Source organism: Kitasatospora sp. NPDC001664 (genome assembly GCF_053596675.1).
In genome coordinates, this window is record NZ_JBSFGS010000010.1 from 186471 (window position 1) to 211093 (window position 24623).

At 74.3% G+C, this 24623-nt stretch carries 26 protein-coding genes; 11 read left to right on the forward strand and 15 right to left on the reverse strand.

Going from position 1 to position 24623, the window contains the following annotated elements; translation table 11 throughout:
- The first annotated feature begins 22 nt into the window (after positions 1–22).
- From ACWCYY_RS16475 to ACWCYY_RS16510, 8 genes are all read left to right on the forward strand, one after another.
- A complete protein-coding gene (locus tag ACWCYY_RS16475; RefSeq protein ID WP_449796415.1) occupies positions 23–1084 on the forward strand; it encodes an amidohydrolase family protein in 1062 nt (353 codons plus the stop codon).
- 20 nt (positions 1085–1104) lie between these two features.
- Complete coding sequence (gene ligK, locus ACWCYY_RS16480; protein ID WP_345282249.1) at positions 1105–1794, forward strand: 4-carboxy-4-hydroxy-2-oxoadipate aldolase/oxaloacetate decarboxylase; 690 nt, start codon at positions 1105–1107, stop codon at positions 1792–1794.
- A gap of 2 nt (positions 1795–1796) precedes the next feature.
- Positions 1797–2726 (forward strand): amidohydrolase family protein, encoded by a 930-nt coding sequence (locus ACWCYY_RS16485; protein WP_449796416.1) that lies wholly within the window; start codon positions 1797–1799, stop codon positions 2724–2726.
- A 5-nt stretch (positions 2727–2731) separates the two neighbouring features.
- Positions 2732–4024 carry a protocatechuate 4,5-dioxygenase subunit alpha gene (gene ligA, locus ACWCYY_RS16490; RefSeq protein ID WP_380149968.1) on the forward strand — a complete coding sequence of 431 codons (1293 nt, stop codon included), beginning with the start codon at positions 2732–2734 and terminating at the stop codon, positions 4022–4024.
- 1 nt (position 4025) lies between these two features.
- Positions 4026–4988 (forward strand): Gfo/Idh/MocA family oxidoreductase, encoded by a 963-nt coding sequence (locus tag ACWCYY_RS16495; RefSeq protein WP_449796417.1) that lies wholly within the window; start codon positions 4026–4028, stop codon positions 4986–4988.
- A gap of 53 nt (positions 4989–5041) precedes the next feature.
- Entirely contained in the window at positions 5042–5806 is a 765-nt protein-coding gene (locus ACWCYY_RS16500) for an SOS response-associated peptidase (protein ID WP_449796418.1), read from the forward strand.
- Positions 5807–6014: 208 nt separating this feature from the next.
- A complete protein-coding gene (locus ACWCYY_RS16505; protein WP_449796419.1) occupies positions 6015–6659 on the forward strand; it encodes a DUF1062 domain-containing protein in 645 nt (214 codons plus the stop codon).
- A 65-nt stretch (positions 6660–6724) separates the two neighbouring features.
- Positions 6725–7321, forward strand: coding sequence for a DUF309 domain-containing protein (locus ACWCYY_RS16510; RefSeq protein ID WP_380149957.1), 597 nt, complete (start codon positions 6725–6727; stop codon positions 7319–7321).
- Positions 7322–7345: 24 nt separating this feature from the next.
- On the opposite strand, the gene ACWCYY_RS16515 is transcribed toward ACWCYY_RS16510, so the two are convergent.
- From ACWCYY_RS16515 to ACWCYY_RS16535, 5 genes are all read right to left on the reverse strand, one after another.
- Positions 7346–7567: a DUF6458 family protein gene (locus tag ACWCYY_RS16515; protein WP_380149958.1), complete on the reverse strand. Its 222-nt coding sequence runs from the start codon at positions 7565–7567 to the stop codon at positions 7346–7348.
- A 119-nt stretch (positions 7568–7686) separates the two neighbouring features.
- Positions 7687–8283 (reverse strand): class F sortase, encoded by a 597-nt coding sequence (locus ACWCYY_RS16520; protein WP_449796420.1) that lies wholly within the window; start codon positions 8281–8283, stop codon positions 7687–7689.
- Between the two features lie 91 nt (positions 8284–8374).
- The gene (locus ACWCYY_RS16525; RefSeq protein ID WP_345282236.1) at positions 8375–9016 is read right to left on the reverse strand and encodes a hypothetical protein; all 642 of its coding nucleotides are present in this window, start codon (positions 9014–9016) and stop codon (positions 8375–8377) included.
- 157 nt (positions 9017–9173) lie between these two features.
- On the reverse strand, positions 9174–10439 hold the full coding sequence (locus ACWCYY_RS16530; protein WP_449796421.1) for a pyroglutamyl peptidase: 1266 nt from the start codon (positions 10437–10439) through the stop codon (positions 9174–9176).
- 69 nt (positions 10440–10508) lie between these two features.
- Positions 10509–11270, reverse strand: a complete 762-nt coding sequence (locus ACWCYY_RS16535) for a globin domain-containing protein (RefSeq protein ID WP_449796422.1) — start codon at positions 11268–11270, stop codon at positions 10509–10511.
- Positions 11271–11463: 193 nt separating this feature from the next.
- Here ACWCYY_RS16535 and ACWCYY_RS16540 point away from each other — a divergent pair, with 193 nt between their 5' ends.
- A complete protein-coding gene (locus ACWCYY_RS16540) occupies positions 11464–12489 on the forward strand; it encodes a phosphatase PAP2 family protein (RefSeq protein WP_449796423.1) in 1026 nt (341 codons plus the stop codon).
- Here the strand turns inward: ACWCYY_RS16540 and ACWCYY_RS16545 are convergent.
- The 5 genes from ACWCYY_RS16545 to ACWCYY_RS16565 form a co-directional block, all read right to left on the reverse strand.
- Complete coding sequence (locus ACWCYY_RS16545) at positions 12458–13657, reverse strand: alpha/beta hydrolase (protein ID WP_380149959.1); 1200 nt, start codon at positions 13655–13657, stop codon at positions 12458–12460. The genes ACWCYY_RS16540 and ACWCYY_RS16545 overlap by 32 nt on opposite strands.
- A gap of 125 nt (positions 13658–13782) precedes the next feature.
- On the reverse strand, positions 13783–14469 hold the full coding sequence (locus ACWCYY_RS16550; protein ID WP_345281496.1) for a response regulator transcription factor: 687 nt from the start codon (positions 14467–14469) through the stop codon (positions 13783–13785).
- On the reverse strand, positions 14466–15713 hold the full coding sequence (locus ACWCYY_RS16555; protein ID WP_449796424.1) for a sensor histidine kinase: 1248 nt from the start codon (positions 15711–15713) through the stop codon (positions 14466–14468). The genes ACWCYY_RS16550 and ACWCYY_RS16555 overlap by 4 nt, the downstream gene beginning before the upstream one ends.
- Positions 15710–16462, reverse strand: a complete 753-nt coding sequence (locus ACWCYY_RS16560; protein ID WP_345281500.1) for an SDR family NAD(P)-dependent oxidoreductase — start codon at positions 16460–16462, stop codon at positions 15710–15712. Before ACWCYY_RS16560 ends, ACWCYY_RS16555 begins: the two co-directional genes overlap by 4 nt.
- A 97-nt stretch (positions 16463–16559) precedes the next feature.
- Entirely contained in the window at positions 16560–17204 is a 645-nt protein-coding gene (locus ACWCYY_RS16565) for a hypothetical protein (protein ID WP_449796425.1), read from the reverse strand.
- Positions 17205–17366: 162 nt separating this feature from the next.
- Here ACWCYY_RS16565 and ACWCYY_RS16570 point away from each other — a divergent pair, with 162 nt between their 5' ends.
- Entirely contained in the window at positions 17367–17900 is a 534-nt protein-coding gene (locus ACWCYY_RS16570; RefSeq protein WP_449796426.1) for a hypothetical protein, read from the forward strand.
- Between the two features lie 125 nt (positions 17901–18025).
- Here ACWCYY_RS16570 and ACWCYY_RS16575 read toward each other — a convergent pair whose 3' ends face one another.
- The gene (locus ACWCYY_RS16575; protein ID WP_449796427.1) at positions 18026–18844 is read right to left on the reverse strand and encodes an alpha/beta fold hydrolase; all 819 of its coding nucleotides are present in this window, start codon (positions 18842–18844) and stop codon (positions 18026–18028) included.
- 96 nt (positions 18845–18940) lie between these two features.
- Between ACWCYY_RS16575 and ACWCYY_RS16580 the strand changes: the two genes are divergently transcribed.
- Positions 18941–20533 carry a phytoene desaturase family protein gene (locus tag ACWCYY_RS16580; protein WP_449796428.1) on the forward strand — a complete coding sequence of 531 codons (1593 nt, stop codon included), beginning with the start codon at positions 18941–18943 and terminating at the stop codon, positions 20531–20533.
- A gap of 92 nt (positions 20534–20625) precedes the next feature.
- On the opposite strand, the gene ACWCYY_RS16585 is transcribed toward ACWCYY_RS16580, so the two are convergent.
- From ACWCYY_RS16585 to ACWCYY_RS16600, 4 genes are read right to left on the reverse strand one after another with little or no spacing between them, the layout of a single operon-like run.
- The gene (locus ACWCYY_RS16585) at positions 20626–21474 is read right to left on the reverse strand and encodes an ABC transporter ATP-binding protein (protein ID WP_449796429.1); all 849 of its coding nucleotides are present in this window, start codon (positions 21472–21474) and stop codon (positions 20626–20628) included.
- Positions 21461–22501 carry a taurine ABC transporter substrate-binding protein gene (locus tag ACWCYY_RS16590; protein WP_449796430.1) on the reverse strand — a complete coding sequence of 347 codons (1041 nt, stop codon included), beginning with the start codon at positions 22499–22501 and terminating at the stop codon, positions 21461–21463. Before ACWCYY_RS16590 ends, ACWCYY_RS16585 begins: the two co-directional genes overlap by 14 nt.
- Before the next feature lie 47 nt (positions 22502–22548).
- The gene (locus ACWCYY_RS16595; RefSeq protein WP_449796431.1) at positions 22549–23370 is read right to left on the reverse strand and encodes an ABC transporter permease; all 822 of its coding nucleotides are present in this window, start codon (positions 23368–23370) and stop codon (positions 22549–22551) included.
- Positions 23367–24512: an LLM class flavin-dependent oxidoreductase gene (locus tag ACWCYY_RS16600; RefSeq protein ID WP_449796432.1), complete on the reverse strand. Its 1146-nt coding sequence runs from the start codon at positions 24510–24512 to the stop codon at positions 23367–23369. Before ACWCYY_RS16600 ends, ACWCYY_RS16595 begins: the two co-directional genes overlap by 4 nt.
- Between the last annotated feature and the right edge of the window lie 111 nt (positions 24513–24623).

A 24623-nucleotide genomic window follows, 5' to 3' on the forward strand; every position in this document is an offset into this window, starting at 1 on the left:
CGACCCCTCAGGAGCGCCCCCCGTGATCATCGACAGCCACGGCCACTTCACCACCGCCCCGCCCCAGCTCGCCGCCTGGCGCGAGCGTCAGATCGCGGCCGCCGGGTCCGGGGCAGAGGCCCCCGATCCCGGCGAACTCTCGATCTCCGACGAGGAGTTGCTCAAGGCCGTCGGTGAGAACCAGCTCCGCATGATGGACGAGCGCGGCACCGACCTGATGATCTTCTCCCCGCGCGCCAGCTTCATGGCCCACCACATCGGGGACTTCGCGGTCTCCGCCGCCTGGGCCAGGATCTGCAACGACCTGGTGCACCGCGTCGCCACCCTGCGGCCCGACCGCTTCGCGATGGGCGCGATGCTCCCGCAGTCGCCGGGCGTCGACCCGGCGAGCTGCCTGCCGGAGCTGCGGCGCGCGGTGGAGGAGCTCGGCGCGGTCGCGGTGAACCTCAACCCGGATCCCTCCGGCGGCAGTTGGACCGCTCCGCCGCTGACCGACCGGAGCTGGTACCCGCTCTACGAGGCGCTGGTGGAGTACGAGGTCCCCGCGATGGTCCACGTCTCCACCTCCTGCAACCCGGCCTTCCACACCACCGGCGCGCACTACCTGAACGCCGACACCACCGCCTTCATGCAGCTTCTCCAAGGCGACCTGTTCGCCGACTTCCCCACCCTTCGCTTCGTCATCCCGCACGGCGGCGGCGCCGTCCCCTACCACTGGGGACGCTTCCGCGGCCTGGCACAGGCGCTCGGGCGCCCCGAACCCGAGGAACTCCTCGGCCGCAACGTGTACTTCGACACCTGCGTCTACCACCAGCCCGGCATCGACCTGCTCACCCGGGTGGTCCCCGCCGAGGCCCTGCTCTTCGCCAACGAGATGATCGGCGCCGTCCGCGGCACCGACCCGCGCACCGGCCACCACTACGACGACACCCGGCGCTACCTCGACGCGACGCCGCACCTCAGCGCGGAGCAGCGGGCCGCCGTCCTCGGCGGCAACGCGCTGCGCGTCCACCCCCGCCTGGCCGCCCGCCTCGCCCCTCGCCCCGCTGAACGCCCCGCCGGCCTCGCCGGCCTCGACGGCTGACCATCCTTCAGGAGAACACCGTGGAACCCACCGAACTCGGTCTGGTCCGGACCTCGATCACCCGCGCCGACCCGGCCGCCGTCGCCGCGCTCTCCGCCTTCGGCGTGGCCACCGTCCACGAGGCGATGGGCCGCACCGGCCTGACCCGCCCGTACCTGCGCCCCGCCTACCCCGGTGCCCGCCTCTGCGGCACCGCCGTCACCGTACTCCTCCAGCCCGGCGACAACTGGATGCTGCACGTCGCGGCCGAGCAACTGCGGCCCGGCGACGTGGTGGTGGCCGCCTGCACCACCGAGAGCGAGGACGGCTTCTTCGGCGAACTGCTCGCCACCTCCTTCCGGGCCCGCGGCTGCGCCGGTCTGGTCATCGACGGTGGTGTGCGGGACGTGGCGGACCTGGCCGCGATGGACTTCCCGGTCTTTGCCCGCGCCGTCCACGCCCGGGGCACGGTGAAGGCCACCCTGGGATCGGTCAACGTGCCGGTGGTGTGCGCCAACGCGCTGGTGCGGCCCGGCGACGTGGTGCTGGCCGACGCCGACGGCGTGGTGGTGGTGCCGCGCGAGCGGGCCGGTGAAGTGGCCGAGGCCGCGGCGGCGCGCGAGGCCAACGAGGCCGGAAAGCGCGAGCGGCTGCGGGCCGGCGAGCTCGGCCTGGACATGTACGGCATGCGGGGCCCGCTGGCCGCGCTCGGACTGCGCTACGAGGACTGAGAGTGGACACCGAGACCGTCGAGAAGACCCCGGGCTGGTTGGACTGGCACCCGGCCCCGTCCCGGCCCCGGCTCGCCCTGCCGGAAGGGGCGGTGGACGCGCACTGCCACGTCTTCGGCCCGGGGGAGGTCTTCCCCTACGCCCCCGAGCGCAAGTACACCCCGTGCGACGCCTCCGCCGACCAGCTCTTCGCCCTGCGCGACCACCTCGGCCTGGCCCGCAACGTGATCGTCCAGGCGACCTGCCACGGTTCCGACAACCGGGCCCTGCTCGACGCCCTGCGCCGCTCCGCCGGGCGCGCCCGGGGCGTGGCCACCGTCCGCCCCGGGGTGTCGGAGGCGGAGCTGCGGGAGCTGCACGAGGCGGGGGTGCGCGGGGTCCGGTTCAACTTCGTCCGGCGGCTGGTGGACGTCACCCCGGCCGAGGACCTGCGGGCGGTGGTGGAGCGGATCGCGCCGCTGGGCTGGCACGTGGTCCTCTACTTCGAGGCCGACGACCTGGCGGAGCTGGCCGAGTTCTTCCTCTCGATACCGGTGCCGCTGGTGGTCGACCACCTCGGCCGGCCGGACGTCTCCAAGGACGTGGACGGCCCGGAGTTCGGCGCCTTCCTCGACTTCCTCCGGGCCCGGGAGGACATCTGGTGCAAGGTCAGCTGCCCGGAGCGGCTCTCGCTGACCGGCCCGCCGGCGCTGGACGGCGAGCGGGACGCCTACCGGGACGTGGTGCCGTTCGCCCGCCGGGTGGTCGAGGAGTTCCCCGGCCGGGTGCTCTGGGGCACCGACTGGCCGCACCCCAACCTGAAGGGCCACATGCCCGACGACGGCCTGCTGGTCGACCACCTGAGGCACGTGGCCCCGGCGGGCGAACCGCTGCGCAGACTGCTCGTCGACAATCCGATGCGCCTGTACTGGCCCGAGGAAGAGGGGAGTTGAGACCAGTGGACCGCAGTTACCGGCTGGTGCCGGGGACCACGATCTTCGACGCCGAGCAGTCGGCCAAGGGCTACCACCTCAACCAGTTCTGCATGTCGCTCACCACGGCCGAGAACCGCGCCGCCTACCTGGCCGACGAGCGCGGGTACCTGGACGCCTGGCCGCTGCGCGAGGAGCAGAAGCGGGCGCTGCTGGAGCGTGACCTCAACGGGGCCATCGCCGAGGGCGGGAACATCTACTTCCTCGCCAAGTGGGGCGCCACGCTGGGGCTCTCGTTCCAGCAGATGGCGGGCTCGATGACCGGCATGACCGAGGAGGAGTACCGCGCGATGATGGTCGGCGGCGGCCGGCCGGCGGGGCAGCGCCTCGACCACGCCGTACTGGAGGCCGCGCATGCTGACCAGACTGGGCGGGCCGGGATCACGGCCGCCGTCTTCACCTCGCACGTGCCCGCCATCGGTGCCGCGATGGACCACGGCAAGACCCGGGAGCCTTACTGGCAGCCGGTGTTCGAGGGTTACGAGCACACCCGGCAGTGGGCCCGGGACAACGTCCCCGACGTGGTCGTGCTGGTCTACAACGACCACGCCACCGCCTTCGACCTCTCCCTTGTCCCCACCTTCGTGCTCGGCACCGGCGCCGCCTTCCCCGTCGCCGACGAGGGCTACGGCCCCCGTCCGGTGCCGGACGTCGAGGGCGATCCGGAGTTCGCCGCGCACCTCGCGCACTCCCTGATCCGGGAGGACTTCGACCTGACGCTGGCCCAGGAGATGCCGGTGGACCACGGGTTGACCGTGCCGCTGTCGCTGGTCTTCGGCGAGGTGGAGCGCTGGCCGTGCAGGGTGATCCCGCTGCACGTCAACGTGGTGCAGTACCCGGTGCCCTCCGGAGCGCGCTGCTTCGCCCTGGGCCGGGCGCTGCGCCGGGCCGTCGAGTCCTACCACCGGCCGCTGAACGTCCAGGTCTGGGGCACGGGCGGGATGAGCCACCAACTCCAGGGCCCGCGTGCCGGGTTGATCAACCGGGAATGGGACAACGCCTTCCTGGACCGGCTGGTCGCCGACCCGGAGGGCCTGTCCCGGGTGCCCCACCTGGAGTACGTCGAGCAGGCCGGCTCGGAGGGCATCGAGCTGGTGATGTGGCTGATCGCGCGCGGCGCGCTGAGCGACGTCGACGGCGGCGGCGCCGTCTCGGCCGACCACCGCTTCTACCACGTGCCGGCGTCGAACACCGCCGTCGGCCACCTGATCCTGACCAACCACCCGCAGGTGCCCGCCGGGCCCGCGGACGAGGAGTGACATGACCGAGCAGCAGCCCCTGCGGATCGCCCTGGCCGGCGGCGGCGCCTTCGGCGCCAAGCACGCCGCGGCCCTGCGCCGGATCGAGGGCGTGGAGGTGGCCGCCGTGGTCAGCTCCGGCCTGGAGAGCGCCCGCCGGTTCGCCGCCGAGCAGGGCATCGGGCGGGCCGCGGCCGACCTCGACGAGGTGCTGGCTATGGACGACGTCGACGCCGTCGTCCTGGCCACCCCGACGCCGATGCACGCCGCACAGACCCTGGCCTGCCTGGAGGCCGGCAAGCACGTCCAGGTGGAGATCCCCGTCGCCGCCTCGCTGGCGGACGCCGAGGCCTGCCTGGCCGCCCAGCGGCGCACCGGCCTGGTCGCGATGGCCGGCCACACACGCCGCTTCAACCCCAGCCACCAGTGGATCCACCGGCGGGTGGCGGCCGGGGAGTTCGCCATCCAGCAACTGGACGTGCAGACCTACTTCTTCCGCCGAAGCAACCTCAACGCCCTGGGCCAGGCCAGGAGTTGGACCGACCACCTGCTCTGGCACCACGCCGCCCACACCGTCGACCTGTTCGCGTACCAGACCGGTTCCCCGATCGTGCGGGCCAACGCCCTCCAGGGCCCGGTCCACCCCGAGCTCGGCATCGCGATGGACATGTCCATCCAGCTCCAGGCCGAGAGCGGAGCCATCTGCACCCTCTCGCTCTCCTTCAACAACGACGGCCCGCTCGGCACCTTCTTCCGCTACATCGGCGACACCGGGACCTACCTGGCCCGCTACGACGACCTGTTCACGGGGGCGGAGGAGAAGATCGACGTCAGCGGGGTCGACGTCTCGCTGGACGGCATCGAGCTGCAGGACCGCGAGTTCGTGGCCGCCATCCGGGAGGGCCGGGAGCCGAACGCCTCGCTGGCGCAGGTGCTCTCCTGCTACCGCACCCTGGCGGAGCTGGAGCGGCAACTCGCCGGCTGACTCCTCGGTGGTTCGGCGGACGCCTGACGGGGTGGGAGTGGAGGATGGGGACCATGTGCGGTCGCTTCGTCTCCACCTCCTCCCCGTCCGACATCGCCTCGCTGCTGCGGGCGGTGGTCTGGCCCTCGGCCGAGACCCTGCTGCCCTCCTGGAACGTCGCGCCGACCGACCCGGTGGCCGCCGTCCTGGAGCGCGTCGACCGGGAGACGGGCGAGTTGGTGCGGCGGGTGGAGGCGCTGCGGTGGGGGCTGGTGCCGTCCTGGTCCAAGGACCCCAAGGCCGGCGCCCGGATGATCAACGCCCGGGTGGAGACCGCCCACGAGAAGCCCTCCTTCCGCAAGGCCTTCGCGGCCCGGCGCTGCGTGGTGCCGGGCGACGGCTACTACGAGTGGAAGCTGGTCGGGGCCGCGGAGGGGCGCAAGGCCTTCAAGCAGCCCTACTACCTCCACCGCCCGGACGGCGCCCCCCTGTTGATGGCCGGCCTGTACGAGTACTGGCGCGACCGGTCGGTCCCCGAGGACGAGGACCCGGCCGCCTGGCTGGTCACCTGCACCCTCCTCACCACCGAGGCGGTCGACGCGGCCGGCCGCGTCCACGACCGGATGCCCGTCACCCTCCACCCCGACCACCTGGACGCCTGGCTCGACCCGGAGCTCTCCGAGGTCGAGGAGGTCCGCTCCCTCCTCACCGTCCCCGCCGCCGACCTGGCCATCCGACCGGTGAGCACCGCCGTCAACAGCGTCCGCTCCGACGGAGCCGTCCTGCTGACCGAGGTGGCCGACCCCCTGGCGGGCATCACGGGCGGACACTACGCCTGAGGCCCGTCGGCGGGGCGCCGTCGGGGGGCGGAGATTAATCGATTGCCACGGCCGCCCCGGGTTCAGCATCATCCCGCCCATGGACAAGTGACGGCTGCTTCGAGCATCCACCCCAGCGCGCAGGACCACGATCCCGCCCTCGGTGTCGGCGAACCGCCCCCGAGGCGATGACGCGCGCTTCCGTCACGTCCAGAGAGCGATCACCCACATGCATACGAATCGCAAGGCCCGTTGGGCCGTGCGCCGGTTCGGCCTTCCCACCGTCGTCCGGCCCTGCCCGGACTGTCCCTCGACCCGGCACCGGGCCTCCGGCAAGATCCGGGTCAACGCCAGCGGCAAGCTGCTCGACGTCTGGCTGCTGCTCAGCTGCGCGGGCTGCGACCGCACGTCGAAGGTGCCCGTCCACGAGCGGGCCCACGTCTCCTCCCTCGACCCGGCTCGGCTGGTCGCGTACGAGAACAACGACCCGGGCGTGGTGCGGGAGTTGACGATGAGCGCGTCGCTCGCGACCAAGAACGGCTACCGCCTGGACTGGGCGGGCACCTGGGAGCTCGACACCCGGATGCCGCTCTACGCCCTGGACGACCCGCGCGCCTTCGAGGTCGAGGTCCGCTTCGACCTCCCGGCCCCGATCCGGGCGGAGCGGCTGCTCTGCCTCGGGCTCGGCCTCAGCCGGGGCGAGGTCCGCCGCCTGGTGGAGGAGGGCCGCATTCACCTCCCCCTCCCGCTGGACGCCAAGGCCCACCGGGAGTTCACCTTCACCCTCCACGGCCCGGGAGCGGTCGACTCCGCCCGTCTGCCGGCGGCTGCTCCCGGCGACGTGCCGGCGCCACCTCTGCGGCGCTCGGCCTAGGTGACGTGAGGGCGGGGATCCTCCGGGGCCCCGCCCTCACGCGGGCCGCGGGGGAGAATGGGTTCATGAGCGAGATGGAGCCCGAGGGCGGCGAGGCGGCGTGCTGGGTCGGGGAGGTCTGCCCGGAGTGCGGGCGGCTGCGGGCGGAGTGCGGGCACCCGGGGGAGGTCCGGGCCCGGGTCGGCGGTGTGCCCGGGCGGGACCGGGACGCGGAGGGGCGGGCGCGGAACGGGCGGCCCAGGGACGGCTTGGGGCGGCCGTTGGCGTACGGGAGTCAGGGCGCGCCGCGGCAGCCGGAGGGGGTGGTGCGGTCGGCGGGGCGGACGCTGGAGGAGGCGCAGCAACTGCTGGACGCCGGGCGGCCGTTCCACGCCCACGAGGTGTTGGAGGACCGCTGGAAGAGCGCTCCGGAGGAGGAGCGGGCACTGTGGCGGGCGCTGGCGCAGTACGCGGTCGGGCTGACGCACGCCGCGCGCGGCAACCCGAAGGGGGCGGTCGCGCTGCTGGCCAGGGCCGCGGAGGGGCTGGCGTCGTTCGAGGCGCGGCCGCCGTTCGGGATCGACGTGGCGGGGATCCGCCGCTGGGCGCTCCGTGCGGAGGCGCCGGTGACCGTGGTGCCCTCGGCGGACCTCCCCGCCCTCCGGATGCGGCAGGAGGGCTGACGGGACGTCCGGCCGCCGGGTCGGTCAGAGCTCCTCGCGGTAGCGCTCCCGGACGACGGGGGCCTCGACCGTGCCGAGCAGGCGGCGCCGTCGGTAGACCCGGGCGTAGACCACCAGGCCGAGCAGGCCGGCGATCATCATGATGACGCCGATCACGTCGAGGTTGACCCCCGAGAGTTCCCAGTCCACACCGAACGTCAGGATTGCTCCTGCCGCGAACAGGAGGATGCAGCCACCGATGCCCACCCTTGCTCTCCTTCCGGACGGCGCCGCACCCCGTCGGCCCGGCGCTCCGGTCCGCGCCTACCCCCTTCCCGGCGGATCACCCGTGCGGGATCGGGGAGTTGGCGGTCGGCGGGTGGGGGTCAGCGCGTGGAGGTGAGGCGGGCGGAGACCACGACGTTGGAGTCGTAGCCGCCGTTCTTGCGGTCGAAGTGGCCGCCGCAGGTGAGGACCCGGAGTTCGGGACGGCCGGTGGAGGCGTAGACGGCCTCGGTCGGGAAGGCGGACTTGGGGTGGGTGCGGACGTCGGTGACGGTGAAGACGGCGGTGCGGTGGTCCTGGCGGGTGATCTCGACGGTGTCGCCGCGGCGGAGCAGGCCCAGGCGGTGGAAGACGGTGGGGCCGGTGCGGTTGTCGACGTGGCCGAGGACCACGGCGGTGCCGTTCGCGCCCGGGGCGGCGGCGTCGCGGTACCAGCCGGCCAGGTTTCGCTCGGCCATCGGAGGGGACGTCAGATGGCCGGCGGCGTCCAGGCCGACGCCGGAGACGGGGGCGTCCACCTTGATCGAGGGGATCCGGATCCGGCTCGGCGGGGAGGGCGCCAGCGCGGGCGCGTAGGCGGGGAGGGAGACGGAGGGGGACGGCGCGGCGTCGGCCGCGACGGCGGCGGGCTGCGGCGGTCCGGCGGTGGCCGAGCCGTCGTGCACCAGCCAGCCGCCGATCAGCACGGCCACCGCCACGGCCCCGGCAGTGAGGACGCCGGGGCCGCAGCGGACGGAGGTGCGCTCAGCGTTGGGAAACTCAGCGTTGGGCAACTCGGTGCTCGGCAGCTCAGTGCTCCGCATGGCGGGCGGCGCGGCGTCGCAGGTACCGCACGCTGACGGCGGCGGCACCGATCAGCAGGGCCGAACCTCCGGCGATCTCGGCCGGGTTGGGCCCGCCGGAGCTGCCGCCGCCGCCCGCGTCCACGCCGCCGACGGGGAGCCCGTCGGAGCCGGTGCCCGAGCCGCCGGCGCCGGTCGGCGTCGCGCTGGGCTTGCCACCGCCCGGGACGCCGCTGATGGGCAGGTCGGTGTCCACCGGCGAGCAGTCCACCGTGAAGACCTTCTGCTTGGCCTTGCCGTTCTCCCCGGCGAAGGTCCACTCGAGCTTGTAGTGGCCCTCGGGCAGGGTGTAGTCCTGTGAGCGCCCGTTGCCGCCGGCCAGCACGACCTGGCCGGCCGCCACCTCGGCGTTCCCGGTCGGCGGCTGCTGGGTGAGGGTGTAGCTGACCATCTGCACGACGTCGAAGTTGAGGGCGGCGATGTAGAACTTGCAGACCTTCGGCTCGGAGTTCTGGTCGAGGGTCGGCGTGGTGGTCTTGTGGATCTTCACGTCGCCGTTGTCGCCCGGCGCCGCGTGGGCGGCGGGCGCGGTGGCGAGGCCGAGGGCGGCGGTGAGCAGGACGGCTGGGAGGGCGAGGCTTCGTCGCATGGCGGGCTCCAGACCTGGGGACACGGCGCGGGGGCCGCAGGATTCCTCAGGTTGACCCGCCCTCCGGCCGGGGCCGGGGCGCCTCGCCCTCCTCGTAGTACTTTTTCACCTCCCCGGCCGACACCCGGCCGACAGCGGATGTCGGCCGAACGGCCCGTCAGGCGTCCTGCCGCCAGCCCGCCTTGAGCAGGACCAGGACCTCGGCGGTGATCGCGGCCTCGTTCTGCTCGAAGGCCGGGTCGGTGAGCTGGGTGCGGTCGGCGGGCAGGCCGGTCAGCACGGGGGTGTGCAGGTGGCCGCCGGGCAGGGTGGGGCGGAGCTCCTGGCGCAGGCGGTTGCTGCGGTAGGCGACCTCGTTGGAGAGGTAGCCGCCGCCCCCGCCGGCCACGGCGCGCGAGCCCGGGGTGGGGCCGTCCTCGCGGTCCACCGGCTGGGTCCCGCCGGCCGGGATCTCGGTGACCTCGGGGTTGACCAGCACGGGGTACGGGGTCTGGGCGGCCTGCTCCAGGGCGGCGCCGGGGAGGGTGGTGCGGATGAACTCCGGGCCCGGGCCCATGCCCGGTGCCACCACCGGGTTCTGGTACGTCCCGCCGGAGAGCGCGCCGGTGTTGTCGGGGTACGGGTCGGCGGAGCGGGCCCGGCCGGCCCACTCCTCCACGGTGAACAGGCCCGGGTAGCCCTGGCTGATCGAGGTGATGCGGTCGGCCGAGCGCGGACCCGCCGCCAGCCGGGGGCCGTAGGCCCGCTCGACGATGCCGCGGTCGAAGTCGCCGTAGCGGACCGGCAGCACCACGGCGCGGATCTCGGCGGCGGAGCCGTCGTCCAGGGTGACGCGGCGTCCGTTGAGGGTGAGCGCGGCCGAGCCGGAGGGGTTGGCGGTGCGCAGGTCGCCGTCCAGGCCGAAGGGGTCGAAGCCGCTGACGAAGATGCGCTTCAGGCCGGGGGCGGGGCTGAAGTCGTTCTCCTTCAGGCCGCGCGAGGCGTCCTCGAAGCGGGCCCGGAGTGCGGCGGCGTCCACCGCGAACTGCGGCTGCCAGCCGTTCAGTTGGTCCACCATGGCGAGCCGCGCCCAGTACAGCGGCCGGTCGTCCCCGGGCGCCAGGTCGCCACCGGGGCGCCGCCCCTGGGCGCGGTTGACCGCCGACTGCCAGAGGGCTACGCCCCAGGAGTCGGCCAACTCCTCGGCCTCGTGGGCGTTCCGGGTGGAGCACAGCGCGGCGGGGAACCGTGCGGTGAAGCTGCCGAGGCCGCCCCGGGTCACCAGGTCGGCGCTGCGCGGATCGGTCAACCGCCGTTCCTCCACGCCTCGTTGGGCTGGTGCGGTGACGGTGCAGCCGACGTCCAGGGCCTGGGCCGGGGAGGCGGAGAGGGTGGACAGCAGAGCGCCCGCCACCAGGAGGGCGGCACCGAAGGAGGGTTTCATGGCATGTGACATTACACAGAGAGCGCCTGGTGCGGAACGGGGCGTCTCACCCCTCGGCCGCGGCTCGTGTCACGGCAGGTACGGCGGGGTGATGCCCCAGTCCCAGCGCGGCATCGGGGTCTCGGGCAGCGGCGGCGGGTTGGGGCCGGAGTAGATCACGGCCATCCGGGTGCCCCACTCCAGGTAGTACGCGAGCACTCCGCGGAACTCCGGGTCGGCGGGCAGCCCGACCTCGTCGGCGGTCTCCAGCAGCAGGGCCACCCAGCGGCGGCGCTGCTGCTCGGTCACGCCCCGGCCCAGGTGGCGGGAGGCCATGTGCCGGTGGCCGCCGTGCTCCGTGCTGTACCGGGCCGGGCCGCCGAACACCTCGCCCAGCCAGGCCGCGACGTGCTCGGCGTGGTGCGGGTCCATCCCGGCGAACACCGGCGCGAGCACCTCGTCCTTGCCGACGTGCTCGTAGAAGCGGGTGAACAGCCGCTCGAAGGCGCCCGCCCCGCCCGCCCACGCGTACAGGGTCGGGGCCGACCCGCCCCGGCCGGCCACTTCGGTGACCTCGTAGTGCCGCATCTCCTCGATGTCCCGCACGTAGGGCCCGATCTCGGCCGGGAAGGCGGCGAACTCCGGGCCGGCGCGGAAGCCCCGGAGGTGGTCCTCGGCGGAGGTCCAACGGATCCGCAGGACGTAGGCGTCGGGCTCCTCGACGCAGCGGGAGAGCTCGTAGTCCACGCACTGCTCCGCCGCTCGCAGCGAGCCCGCGGCGCGGGCGTACGCCTCCTCGAAGGCGGCGCGGCGGCCTTCGGTGACCCGGTACCGGATGTATTCGGCAATCATGCCCCGACCCAACCGCAACGGAGGGGGCAGAGCAAGTGGATTCCCGTGTGGCGAAGGTGAATTGACTGATCGTCAGGAGCGGAGCGGAATGGTTCCTGTACGTTCCCGAGGAGGGTGGAGGGCCCCGTTCAGGTACCCCTCATGATCGCGTGCCAGGCTCGGTGACCCCGTACCTACACGAAGGGACACGCCCGTGGCCCAACAGCAGCTCTCCGCTCGCTCGGCCGGCTGGTGGCCGGTCGTCCGCCGGGCCGCCTGGCCGGTCTACCTGGTCGCGCTCGCGCGCTGGACGTGGGTGAACGGCCTGCCCTACACCGAGGATCTGGTCTTCCTCTGGCTGATCGGCGCGCTGCTGGCCGCCGCCGTGCACAGCGGCCACGGATGGCGCCGGGCGCTGCTGGTGCTGCGCGACTGGGTGCCGGTGATGGCCGCCGTGCTGACGTACTCGCTGCTGCGCGGCTTCGGCGCGCACACCCCCTGGGCACCCCACCTCCGGCCGCAGCTGGACTTCGACACCGCCCTCGGCCTCGGCCAGACCCTGACGGTGCGTCTGCAGCACGCCCTCTACACCCCCGGCACCGCCCACGTGTACGACTACGCCGCCGTCACCGTCTACATGTCGCACTTCTTCGTGGTCTTCGTCCTGCTGGCCGTGCTCTGGCGGCGCGACCACCCCCGCTTCCGGCGGCTGCTCGCCTGCTACCTCGCCCTGACCTACGCGGCCTTCCTCACCTACGTGCTCTACCCGGCCGTGCCGCCGTGGATGGCCGGGGAGCAGGGCGCCCTGCCCGAGGTGACCAGGATCGTGGCCGACGTGCTCAACCAGAGCGGACTGCCGCGCGCCGCCTCGGTGTTCGAGGGCGGCAGCCGGTTCGCCAACGACGTGGCGGCGATGCCCTCTCTGCACGCCGCGTACCCGATGATGATCGCGCTGTTCTTCTGGCCGGTCGCGAGCCGGCGGGTACGGGTGCTGCTCGCCGCGTACCCCGCGGCGATGGCCTTCACGCTGGTGTACGGCGGCGAGCACTTCGTGATCGACATCCTGGTCGGCTGGACCTACGCCGCGGTGGTCGTCCTCGGTGTGAACCGGTTGCTCGACCGCAGGGCCGCCCGCCGTGCCCTGCGGCCGGGCGCGGCGGGCGCGGAAGGCGCGGCGGTGCCGGAAGACGCGGCGGCGGCGCCGGAGGTCAGGCGGGGAGCACCTGCCCGAACCAGCTGAGGATCTGCGGGAGGGCCGCCTTCTTGGACGGCGAGTGGCCGATCGGGCCGAGGTCCAGCAGCGGGGCCTCCGTCCCGTGGGCGGCCAACCGCTCCGCGCAGTGACGGGCGTTCAGGATCGTCACGTCCCGGTCGCCGCTCGCCGCGTAGAGGCGGACCGGGACGGCGGGCGCCCAGTCGCAGGTGGAGTCCTGGGCGCGCAGGGCGTCGAGCAGGGCGCCGGTGGGGTGGGCGGCTCGCGCGGTGAACTCCGGGGTGAGCAGCTCGGCCGGGGTGGCGGGCAGCGCCCCGGCCACCTCGGCGCTGCCGTGGGTGCCGTCGAACAGGCCTTCCACGGTGGCCGCGTAGGGCGGGCGGAAGACCTCGGCCGGATCCGCGTAGATCGGGTGGAGCCGGTTCATCGCCACCAGCCAGTAGGCGAAGTAGTAGGTGGCGCTCCTCGGGTCGAGGGTGCCGTCGAAGCCGGCGGGCATCTCGGCGTGCTCGGCGTCGTAGGGACCGCTGATCGGCGCGAGCGCGCCGAGCCGGAAGTGCCGGTCGGCCCCGTCCTGGAGGGCGCGGCCGAGGGCCATCGCGGCCGGGCCGCCCTGCGAGAAGCCGGTCACCAGGACGCGGGGGTCGAGACGGTGGCCGCGCCCGGCGGTGAACGCGCGGGCGGCGCGCAGGAGATCGAGCGAGGCGGTGGTCTCCGAGGCGGTGTCGGCGTACGGGTGGAGACCGGGGCCGGTGCCCAGGCCCAGGTAGTCCGGGGCGGCGGCCGCGTAGCCGGCGCCCGCGAAGAGCAGGCTCTCGCCGCGCGCGTCCGGACCGGTGGAGGGAGCGTCGGCGCGGCCGGTCATGGTGCCGTGCTCGAAGACCACCGGTTGCAGGCGGCGGCGTCCGTCCTGCGGGAGCGCGAGCAGACCCGAAGCGGTGGTCGGCCGCCCGTCCGGGGTGACGGTGCGGTAGACGAGCCGGTAGGTGTCGGTGCCCGTGGTGGGAGCGGCGGACGGGTAGCCGTGGCGGACGAGGTAGTCGGCGGTGGCCTCCCGGGAGAGGGAGGTCAGCGCCTCGGCGGAGACCAGGCTCCCCCGGGTGTCGTGCGGGGCGGCGGCGACGGCCGTCGAGGTGAGGGCCGGGGTGAGGGCCAGGGCGAGGGCGACTGCGGTGGTGAGTACGGCGGTTCGCACGGAGGTCTCCAGCGGGTCGGGCGGCCGGGAGCGGCCGTCTGCTCCGCCATGGTCCTTCGCGGAGGAGGCCGGGCGAATCGCGCTGCGGAGTGGTCCGCAGTGTCACTCCCACGAGTGACGAGGGCTCAGGTGTCCGTCCCGGGGACCACCAGGCCGCACTCGTAGGCGAGGATCGCGGCCTGGGCGCGGTCGCGCAGCCCGAGCTTGGTCAGGATGCGGCTGACGTGGGTCTTGACGGTGTGTTCGGTGACCACCAGGAGCGCCGCGATCTCCGCGTTGGAGAGGCCCTGCGCCAGGCAGCGCAGGGTCTCGCGCTCGCGGGCGGTGAGGGCGCCGAGCCGCGCGCCGCCGTCGGACGGGGCGGTGCGGGGGAGGGGCGCGCGGGGGACCCGGCGGGTGTAGTCGGCGATCAGGCGGCGGGTGACCGAGGGCGACAGCAGCGCCTCGCCCGCCGCGACCACCCGGACGGCGTGGACGAAGTCGTCCCGCCGCACCGTCTTCAGCAGGAAGCCGCCGGCCCCGGCGTAGAGCGCGTCGTAGACGTACTCGTCCGCGTCGAAGGTGGTGAGCACCAGCACCCGGCACGGAGAACCCTCGGCGGCCAGCGCCCTCGCCACCTCGATGCCGTCCGTTCCGGGCATGCGGATGTCCAGCACCAGCACGTCCGGCCGCAGCGACCGCACCAGCGCGAGCGCCTCGGCGCCGTCGGCCGCCTCGCCCACCACCTCGATGTCGGGCTGCACGTCGAGCATCATCACGAAGCCGCTGCGCACCAGCTCCTGGTCGTCCGCGACCACCACCCGGATCGTCACCGCGGACCTCCGGTGGGCAGGGGGAGACGGAGGACGAGCTCGAAGCCGGGCCGGCCGTCGGCGCGGGGGCCCGCGGTGGCGGTGCCGCCGCAACCGGCGGCGCGTCGGCGCAGCCCGGCCAGGCCCCGGCCGCCGCCGGTGGTCGGGGCGGTGGTGGGAGTGGCGGCCGGGCCGGGTCCGTCGTCGGTCACGGTGACGGTCAACTCGCCCTCCTGCCAGTGGAGTCGGACGGCCACGGAGGCGGCCCGGGCGTGGCGGACGGCATTGGTCAGGCCTTCCTGGACGGCGCGGTAGACCGCCAGCTGGACGTCGGGCGGCAGACGCCGGGGTTCACCGGACACCTCCTGGGACACGGCCAGGCCGGTCCGGCGCACGCCGTCCACCAGGGCGGGCAGCTCCGCGAGGGTGGGCTGCGGGGCGCGCGGAGCGGGGTCGTCCTCCCCGGTGCCGAGCGCGGTGAGGATGCGCTGCAGCTGGACGGTGGCGTCGCGGCCCGCGTCGGCGATCGCCTCGAAGGCGGCGAGGGCCCGGTGCGGGGCGTGCTCGACCATCAACGGGCCCGCCTCCGCTTGAACGGTCATCAGGACGACGGCGTGGGCCAGCACGTCGTGCATCTCGCGGGCGATCCTGGCCCGCTCCTCCGCCGCTGCCCGCTCGGCCTCGGCGGTCGCCCGCCGGGCCTCTGCCGTCGCCCGCTGCGCCTCGGCGGTCGCCCGCCGGGCCTCGGCCTCGGCGCGGGCCGCCTCCAGGTCGCGTTCGGCCTCGACGCGGCGCAGGTGGTCCCGCCGGACCCGGGCGGCGGTGCCGGAGGCGGCGGCAGCGGCGAAGGACATCAGGTAGAAGGCGGCGTCCTGGACCTGATGGTGCTTCAGGGCCTCCACCAGGAGCACCACCGGCACGGCCACCACCGCGATCCCGGTGAGCGCCAGGCGGCGGTGGCGCGAGCCGTACGCGAAGGCGCTGTACATCGCGACGAACGCCGCGTACGGGAACGGCTGCCCCGGCCGCTTGTACAGCACCGCCGCCGTCCCGACCAGGGCGACGAACAGCAGCACCGCGAACGGCCAGCGGCGCCGCCACACCAGGGCCCAGACGGCGCCGCTGGTGAGCAGGAAGCCGAGCAGGCTGAGGTCCGCGGTGCCCGGAGCCAGGAACGGGATCGCGACCAGGGCCTGGACGAGCAGCGCGATCCCGAGGTCCGTGAGGTACGGGCTGCGGTCGCGGTCCGGGCGGCGGGCGGTCAACGGCCCAGCACCGCGCCACCGTTGAGGCCGATGATCTGGCCGGTGAGGTAGCCGGCGGCGGGGGAGGCGAGGTAGGCGACGGCGGCCGCCACGTCCTCCGGGGTACCGGCCCGGCCGACCAGGGTGTCGGCGACTTTGGCGGCGTGGAACTCCGGGCTCCACTGCTCGCCGAAGATCTCGGTGTCGGCGATGTAGCCGGGCGCCAGGACGTTCACCGTGATGCCCTCGGGGCCGAGTTGGCGGGCCAGGCCGAGCGCCCAGCCGTGCACGGCCGCCTTGGCGGCGGCGTAGGAGCCCGCCGAGTGCGGGCCCGCGCCGCCGCGCTGGGCGGCCGCCGAACTGATCATCACCAGGCGGGCCCCGGGACGGCGGAACTGTGCCGTCAGCGCGGTGGTGAGCAGCACGGTGGTCAGCAGGTTGGTGTCGAGATCGTGCCGCCAGGACGCGGCGAGCGCGGCGAGCGAGTCGTCCGCGGGGCGGGTGATGATGGCGCCGGCGTTGTTCACCAGCACGTCCACGGGCCCGAGTTCGGCGATCCGCTCGGCCGCCCGGCCCACCTGGACGGGGTCGGTCAGGTCGGCGGCGACCGGGACGACGCGGTCGCCGCCGATCTCCTCGGCCGCCGCCGCCAGCACCTCGGCCCGGCGGCCGATCACCACCACCCGGTGCCCGGCCTCCGCCAGCTCCCGGGCGATCGCCTTCCCGATCCCCGTCCCGCCACCCGACACCACCGCAAGCCGGTCCGACATGCACTCCCCCTTGATCAACAGTCAGTCAGGGGCGAAGCCTAGCCCGGCCCGGAAGCCTCCCCGCGAGCCGGGCGTGCGGACCGGGCGCGCGTGCGGCTCAGCTGGTGGGCGAGCCGAGGAACTTGGCCGGGGCCAGGGCGAGGAACCGCTCCACCGCCGTGCCCAGCAGGGCCTCCGTCGGGTCCCCGGTCTCCGTCACCAGGCTGCGGAAGGTCAGTTCCAGCGCCCGGTCGCCGTCGCGCACCAGCAGGGTGGTGATCCGGGCCTGCGGGGCGTCACCGGCGAGCATCGTGCGCATCAGCGCCTCGTCGCCGAAGCGCTGCTCCACCGAGAGCGGCTCGCAGGGGTCCGCCTCGGGGGCCACCAGCCGCACGGCGAACTCCTGGTCACCGAAGCTCATCGTCCAGCCGGTGCACTCGGTGTACACCCGCCGCATGTCCGCCATCCAGGAGACGGCGGCTCCCGCCACCCGCTCCGAGACGCCCACGTCCACGACGACCGACGCGTCGGCGTTGACGAACGAGGTCCTGACCTCCCGTGCCGCCTTGTCGCCGAACGCCCGGTTCAGCACGGCCGTGAGCTCCGGCGTCGGGCCGGTCATCGGCGGCGGGTCCTCGTCGGACGACGCGGCGGCCATCTCGGTGAAGTCCCCCAGGCCCGCCGGGGCCAGGTCCGCCGCTGCGGCCAGCAGCCGCACGAGGTCCTCGGGACGGACCGCCGAGGATGACGAATCGTCAGACATGTTCACAGGAGCCCCCATCGTCGTGTGACGCACACAGCTTGATGATCAACACCGTAGTGCACGGCCGCCCCACGAGGCCGAATGGCCCGGTCAGGTGAACCGGCCGCATGCGGGCGACCGTACGGGGCAGGCTGGTGGTGAGCCGAGGGAAGGGAGTGAGGGGTGGGAGAGCGCGAGGCGGACCACGCCGAGCAGTTGAGTGAGGCCCTCACGGTGCTGGGAGTCGGCTGGCAGCCGGACCGGGTCACCGACGAGGTGACGCGGGCGGTGATGCTCGCCACCGCGCTGCTCGGCGCGGCGGAGGCGCACCTGGTCCGTGCCGAGCTGGACGCGCGGCGCTCGGGCGCCGACACGGCGGCGCTGCGCGGCGCGTACGGGCCGGTCCGGGGCGAGGTGGTCGCCGACGCGCTGCCGCAGGCGCCGGACGCGGAGCGGCTGCTGCTGGTGCTGCGGCTCGGGCTGCTGGTCGCCGACCTCAGCCGGGCCGCCGGGCCGGACGAACGGGCCCCGGACATCGAGGCCCTGGCCGCCGCCCGTGACCTGGTCAGCGCGGCGGTCGCGACCGTCACCCACCACTACGCCGCCTCCTTCGCCGCGGACTCCGGCGTGCTCTCGGCCGCCGAGGCGCTCGAACTGGCCCGCACCATGGCCTCCCAGGCGGCCGGCCGCCTCACCCGGCTGACGGGAGACGGCTGACGGCTGGTGGGTGATGGCTGACGAGGCCGGGTCGGGAGAAGGGGATGCCAGCCGACGGGTGGGGACGGCCCTCCGGCGAGGTCCGTCCCGGGCCGTCCCGGCGAGCGCCGTCGAGTCGGAGACCCCTAACCCAGGAAGGCGGCCAGTTCGGCGTTGAAGCGGGCGGGCTGCTCCAGGTTCGGGTAGTGGGCGGCGTTCGGGATGCTGACGGTGCGTCCGCCGGGGATGCCCGCCATCAGCCGGGCCGCCATGGCGAGGTTGTCCGGGCCGTCGACGGCGCCGTTGATCGCCAGGGAGGGGAGGGCGAGGCCGGTGGCGCGCTGCCAGGTGTCGGTGACGGGGAGGCGGTGGTCGGGCTCGTCGAGGGTGTGCTTGGCGATGGTGTCCAGGGTCATGGTCCGCAGCAGGGCCATGGCGGTGGGGTCGACCTCGGACGGCTCGCGTTCCGGGCCGGCGGCGAAGCGCAGCAGCACGTCGGCGGTGGCGTCCGGGTCGGCGGCCGCCATGGCCTCCGCCAGATCGGCGAACACGGCCAGGTTCCACGGGTGTTCGAACTCCGGCTCGCTGGTGCCCGCGCCGCTGACCACGAGCGCGCGGGTCAGCTCCGGGTACTCCAGCGCGCAGTCGACCGCCGTCGCCGCACCCATCGAGAGCCCGACCAGCACGGCGGGGCCGGTGTCCAGTCCGTTCACCAGCGCGGCGAGGTCGTCCACCGGGCGGTAGGGGCGGGTGGCGTTGGAGGAGGTGCCGTGTCCCCGGGCGTCGAAGGCGATCACCCGGTGGGTCGGCGCGAAGTGCCGGAACTGCTCCTCCCACAGGCGGTGGTCGAGGAACCCGCCGTGCAGGAAGACCAGCGGCGGGCCGGAACCGGCCTCACGGTAGCTCAGGTGACCGTCCTCGGTGGGGAGTTGGCGGATCGGTACGTCGGCGAAGTATCCGGGCATGGCACCCAGGGTGCCACCCCGCGGCCGCCGTGGCGACCGACCCGTCCGGGGTGTCGCGTGGTTCCCCGGGGCGGCCCGTCGGCGTAGCGTGGCCCCGTGAACACGGAATCGTCCTCCCGGCACGACGTCGTGATCGTCGGTGGCGGGCACAACGGGTTGGTCGCGGCGGCGTACCTGGCGCGGGCCGGGCAGCGGGTGCTGGTGCTGGAACGCCTGCCGCACGTGGGCGGGGCCGCCGTGTCGGCCCGGGCCTTCGCAGGGGTGGACGCGCGGCTGTCGCGGTACTCGTACCTGGTGAGCCTGCTGCCGCACCGCGTGGTGCGCGAGCTCGGGCTGAAGCTGGACCTGCGCCGCCGCCGGATCTCCTCGTACACGCCCGTCGTCCGGGACGGCAAGCCGACCGGGCTGCTGGTGGACGCCGCCGACGCCGAGCGCACCCGGGAGTCGTTCCGCTCCCTGACCGGTGACGAACGGGAGTGGCGGGCCTGGCAGGAGTTCTACGGCACCACGGCGCGCCTCGCGCAGCGGGTGTTCCCGACGCTCACCGAGCCGCTGCCGTCGAAGGCGGCGCTGCGCGGGCTGGTCGGTGACGACGCCGTCTGGGAGGCGTTCGTCGAGCGGCCGTTGGGCGAGGTGGTCGAGCGGACCTTCGCCGACGACACGGTGCGCGGGGTCGTCCTCACGGACGCGCTGATCGGCACCTTCACCCACGCCCACGACCCCTCCCTGCGGCAGAACACCTGCTTCCTCTACCACGTGATCGGCAACGGCACCGGCGACTGGGACGTCCCGGCCGGCGGCATGGGGGCGGTGACGTCCGCGCTGGCCGAGGCGGCGCTGGCGGCCGGAGCGGAGATCCGGACCGGCTGCGAGGTCACCGCCGTGGCCACCGACGGCGTCGGCGAGGCCGAGGTGACGTACCGTCACCGGGACGGCGAGGGGCTGGCGGTGGGCCGGCGGGTGCTGGTGAACGCTGCCCCCGCCGTGCTGGAGCGCCTGCTCGGGCAGGAACCGGGCCCCGGGCCGGGGCCGGAGGGCGCCCAGCTCAAGGTCAACATGGTGCTGCGCCGCCTGCCGCGACTGCGCGACGCCGCCGCCGACCCGCGCGACGCCTTCGCGGGCACCTTCCACACCGCCGAGGGCTACCGGCAGTTGGCCACCGCCTACACCGAGGCGGCCGCGGGACGGATCCCCTCCGCGCCGCCCTCCGAGATCTACTGCCACACCCTCACCGACCCGTCGATCCTCGGGCCCGAGGCGCTCGGGCAGGGCCTCCAGACCCTCACCCTGTTCGGACTCCACATGCCCGCACGGCTGTTCACCGACCCGGCGGCGAAGGAGCGCGCCCTGGCGGCCGGCCTGGCGGAGCTCGACGCGGTGCTGGCCGAACCGATCGCCGACTGCCTGGCCCTGGACGCGGACGGGCGCCCGTGCGTGGAGGCGAAGACCCCGCTCGACCTGGAGCGAGAGATCGGCCTCCCGGGCGGCCACATCTTCCACCGCGACCTCGCCTTCCCCTTCGCGGCCGACGGGGAGGAGAACTCCGCTGGCGCCGCCGCCCGCTGGGGCGTGGCGACCGCGCACGCCAACGTGCTGCTCTGCGGGGCGGGCGCGGTCCGCGGCGGCGGTGTCAGCGGCATCCCCGGGCACAACGCGGCCAAGGCCGTGCTGGAGGAGTCGACGGGCTGAGCACGGACGGCTTCCGGGCCGGCGGTTCGGCGGGCCTGCCCGGGCAGCGGGGCCGTTGACGACGGCACCGGGCAGACGGAGGTCTGCCGCTCTCAGGACACCGCTTCCCCCTCGGAGCCGCCGCCCCCGCCGGAGGCGGTGAGCAGGGCGCGGGTGAGCTCGGCTCGCAGGCGGGCGAACTCGGCGGTGCCGCGCAGGGCCGCCACGTCCGTGTGCTCGCCGCGTTCCAGGCAGATCGACACCTGGGCCGCCACCCGGCCCGGGTCGGCGGCCATCACCAGGACCCGGGAGCCGAGCAGCACCGCCTCCTCCGCCGAGTGGGTCACGAAGAGCACGGTGGTGCCGGTGCGGTCGGCCAGGGTGCGCAGCTCCTCCTGGAGCCGCTCCCTGGTGATCGCGTCCAGCGCGGCGAACGGCTCGTCCAGCAGCAGGAGCCGGGGCTCCCCGGCCAGCGCGCGGGCGATCGCCACCCGCTGCTGCTGGCCGCCGGAGAGCTCCCAGGTGCGGCGGCCCTCGAACCCGGGCAGGCCGACCAGATCGAGCAACTCCTCGGTACGGGAGGCCCGCAGGCCCCGCGGCAGCCCGTGGCGGGCCAGGGCGAAGGAGAGGTTGCCGCCGACGGTGCGCCAGGGGAAGAGCCGCGGCTGCTGGAAGACCAGCCCGGTGCCCCGGCCGGGTGCGGGGTCCGTGCCCCGGACCAGGGCCGTTCCGGTGGTCGCCCGTTCGAATCCGGCGACCACCCGCAGCAGGGTGGTCTTCCCGCAGCCGGACGGGCCGACCAGCACCACGAACTCGCCCTCCGCCACCGTGAGCGAGACATCCTGGACGGCGGTGACCGGCGAGCGTGCGGGCCCGTAACGGACGCCGACCGCGTGCAGATCGATCGCGGGCACGTCCGTGGCCGGTGCGGCGTGCGGCGAGGGGAGTTCAGCCGTTGGCACGGGCCAGCTCCTCCACGGCCAGGCCCTTGGCGAAGACCGAGGCGTCCGGGACGGCGTCGATCTTCTGCTGGGTCTTCAGGAACTCTGCGGCGTCGCGCAGGTTGGCCGCCAGCCTGCCCGGCGCGCCGGGCTTGCCGAGGTACTCCGGGCCGGCCTGCTCGGCGGCGGTGAGCAGGACCAGCTGCCCGAGTTCGGCCTCGGCCTGCGCGGCGGGGATGCTGAGCTGCCGTCCGATCGACTCGGCGGCGGCCGCCGGGTCGCCCTTCGCCAGCTTCACGGCCTGGTCCTGCGCCTTGACCCAGGCGGTGACCACCTCGGGGTGCGCGGCCGCGAAGGAGTTGGTCACCACCCCGAGGTCGGCGGTGGGCTTGCCCTGCTCGGCCAGCTGCTGACTGGTGATCAGGACCTTGCCGGTCTTCTCCAGCTCGGTGAGCACCGGGGTCCAGACGTACGCGGCGTCGATGTCGCCCCGGGTCCAGGCGGCCTGGACGTCCTGCGGCTGGAGGTCGACGGTCTGCACCTGGGCCGGGTCCACTCCCGCCGCCTTGAGCGCGGCCAGCAGGGAGTAGTGCGCGGTGGAGCCGAACGGGGTGGCCACCTTCTTCCCGGCCAGCTGCCGGACCTCGGTGATCCCGCCACGGGCGACCAGGGCCTCGTTGGCGCCGATCAGGTCGTGGATCCAGAGCACCTTGTAGGGGATGTTCAGCGGAGCGGACAGGCCCTTGGTGACCGGGCTGGACCCGGCCAGGCCCAGGTCGACCGCGCCGGCGATGACGGCCGTGTTGACGTCCCCGCCGGAGCTGAACTTGACCCACTTGACCTCGGCGTCGGGCAGCGCCTGCTCCAGCAGGAGCCTGTCCTTCACCACGAGGTCGGCGTTGGGGATGTCCTGGTAGGCGATCCGGACCACCGTTCTGCCCTTCCCGCCGCTGCTGCCGGAGTCGTCACCGCCGAGCCCGCAGGCGGAGGTGGCCAGCAGGGTGACGGCGGTGGTGGCGGCGAGCAGGACGAGGCGGCGGGAGGGCATGGTTGTTCTCCTTGAACGGTGAAGGTCGGTAACGGAGTCGGCTGTTCTCAGGCCCGGCCGCGCCATGGCACCAGGGCGCGCTCGGCGGCCTTCAGCAGGCCGTCCAGCGCCAGGCCGGACAGGCCGATGGTGATGATCCCGACGATGACGACGGCGGTGGCGTTGTAGCGCTGGGCGTCGCGGATCATGCCGCCGATGCCCGGGACGCCGTTGATGGTCTCGGCCGCGACCACCGAGGTGTAGGCGATGCCGACCGCGATCCGCACGCCGGTGAGGATCTCCGGCAGCGCGGCCGGCAGCATCACACCGCTGAGCAGCGAGGCGCGCCCCGATCCCAACGCCCGTGCCGCCTCGACCAGATCGCGCGGGACGCCGCGGACGGCGGCGGCGGTGGCGGCCGCGACCGGGGGGAGGGCGGCGATCAGCAGCAGCCAGACCTTGGGCTGCTCGTCGATGCCGAACCAGATCACCAGCAGGCTCAGGTAGGCCAGCGGTGGCAGGGTGCGCAGGAAGGTGACCGCCGGTTCGAGCACCACGCCGAGCGGGCGGACCAGACCGATGGCCAGGCCGAGCGGAATCCCGAACAGCACGGCGTAGCCGGTGCCCAGGCCGATCCGGCGCAGGCTCACGGCCAGGTGCTCGATCAGCAGGTGGCCGCCGTAGCCGCGGGCGCCGTCGTGCACGGTGGAGGTGACCACGAACTGGTGCCAGACCGCCCCGGGAGAGGGGACCAGGACCGGGGGCCAGACCTCGAGCGTGACCACCGCCTGCCAGGTGGCGAGCAGGGTGGCCAGGGCCAGCGCACGGAGCGCCAGCCAGCGCAGGGCGGTGGGTCCCGGTTCCCGCTTCGGCGTCGGCTTCGGCGTCACGGTCGGGCCACCCGGGTCCGGACCAGGTCGCGGAAGATGGGCGCGACCTGTTCGCCGACCCGGTAGGCCTCCTCCAGGTGCGGGTACCCGGAGAGGATGAACTCGTCGATGCCCAACTCCCAGTACTCGGCGAGGCGTTCGGCCACCTCGCGGTGGGAGCCGACCAGGGCGGTGCCGGCGCCCTCGCGGACCAGGCCGATTCCGGCCCAGAGGTTGGGCGACACCTCCAGAGCCGCTGTCCCGCCCTCGGCCCGGCCGCCGTGCAGGGCGGTCATCCGGGCCTGGCCGGTGGAGTCCATGCCGGCGAAGCGGCGCTGACTGGCCGCCACGGCGTCCGGGTCGAGCCCCGAGAGGATCCGTCCGGCCTCGCTCCAGGCCCAGGCCGAGGTGTCGCGGGCGATGACGTGCAGTCGCAGGCCGTAGCGCAGGTGCCGGCCGTGCGCGGCGGTCAGCGGCCGCAGGCGTTCGATCCGCTCGCGCAGCGCCGACGGTGGTTCGCCCCAGAGGAGTTGGACGTCCGCGCGGCGGGCGGCGACCTGCTCGGCCGCCGGGCTGGCGCCGCCGAAGTACAGCGGGACGGGGTGGTCGAGGGAGGGCGCCACGAGGGCGGCGTTCTCCAGCCGGAGGTGGGCCCCGTCGTGGTCGACCGTCCGGCCGTCGAGCAGGTCGCGCAGCACCGCCATCACCTCGTCGGTGCGGGCGTAGCGGTCGTCGTGGGCCAACTGGTCGCCGTAGGCTCGCTGTTCGGCCGGGTCGCCGCCGGTGACCACGTTCAGGCGGAGCCTGCCGCCGGCGAACCTCCGGAAGGCGTCGGCCTGTTGGGCCAGCAGGGTGGGGCTGGTGAAACCGGCCCGGAAGGCGATCAGGAAGCCGATCGTGCTGGTGTGCTGGGTCAGCGCGGCGCCGAGGATCCAGGGATCCACGCAGCCCAGGCCGACCGGCGCGAGCAGCGAGGTGAACCCGGCCTGTTCGGCCGCCTTCGCCACCTGGGCCAGGTAGCCGATGTCGGCGGCCCGGCTGACGGCCGCTCCGGTCCGGCCCTGGACGGCGGTGACCCCGCCGGGGTCGCGGCCGTCGCCTCCGGTGGGCAGGAACCAGTGCAGCAGGGGGTCGGGGCGGGTGGCTGGGGCGTGCGCGGGCATGGCGGGTCCTCGGGCGGAGAGGTACGGGAGTGCACCGGATGCGCCGACCGTGCCGCTTGCGGCGGCGGGCGGGCGGACGGGCGGACGGGCGTGACCAGGACGACGGCGCCG

What these genes read in the sequence shown, in the direction of transcription:
- ACWCYY_RS16495 (WP_449796417.1), top strand. Translation starts at nt 4,026, where the DNA reads ATGACCGAGCAGCAGCCCCTGCGGATCGCCCTGGCCGGCGGCGGCGCC.
- ACWCYY_RS16500 (WP_449796418.1), top strand. Translation starts at nt 5,042, where the DNA reads ATGTGCGGTCGCTTCGTCTCCACCTCCTCCCCGTCCGACATCGCCTCG.
- ACWCYY_RS16505 (WP_449796419.1), top strand. Translation starts at nt 6,015, where the DNA reads ATGCATACGAATCGCAAGGCCCGTTGGGCCGTGCGCCGGTTCGGCCTT.
- ACWCYY_RS16510 (WP_380149957.1), top strand. Translation starts at nt 6,725, where the DNA reads ATGAGCGAGATGGAGCCCGAGGGCGGCGAGGCGGCGTGCTGGGTCGGG.
- ACWCYY_RS16525 (WP_345282236.1), bottom strand. Translation starts at nt 9,016, where the DNA reads ATGCGACGAAGCCTCGCCCTCCCAGCCGTCCTGCTCACCGCCGCCCTC.
- ACWCYY_RS16530 (WP_449796421.1), bottom strand. Translation starts at nt 10,439, where the DNA reads ATGAAACCCTCCTTCGGTGCCGCCCTCCTGGTGGCGGGCGCTCTGCTG.
- ACWCYY_RS16535 (WP_449796422.1), bottom strand. Translation starts at nt 11,270, where the DNA reads ATGATTGCCGAATACATCCGGTACCGGGTCACCGAAGGCCGCCGCGCC.
- ACWCYY_RS16560 (WP_345281500.1), bottom strand. Translation starts at nt 16,462, where the DNA reads ATGTCGGACCGGCTTGCGGTGGTGTCGGGTGGCGGGACGGGGATCGGG.
- ACWCYY_RS16565 (WP_449796425.1), bottom strand. Translation starts at nt 17,204, where the DNA reads ATGTCTGACGATTCGTCATCCTCGGCGGTCCGTCCCGAGGACCTCGTG.
- ACWCYY_RS16575 (WP_449796427.1), bottom strand. Translation starts at nt 18,844, where the DNA reads ATGCCCGGATACTTCGCCGACGTACCGATCCGCCAACTCCCCACCGAG.
- ACWCYY_RS16590 (WP_449796430.1), bottom strand. Translation starts at nt 22,501, where the DNA reads ATGCCCTCCCGCCGCCTCGTCCTGCTCGCCGCCACCACCGCCGTCACC.
- ACWCYY_RS16600 (WP_449796432.1), bottom strand. Translation starts at nt 24,512, where the DNA reads ATGCCCGCGCACGCCCCAGCCACCCGCCCCGACCCCCTGCTGCACTGG.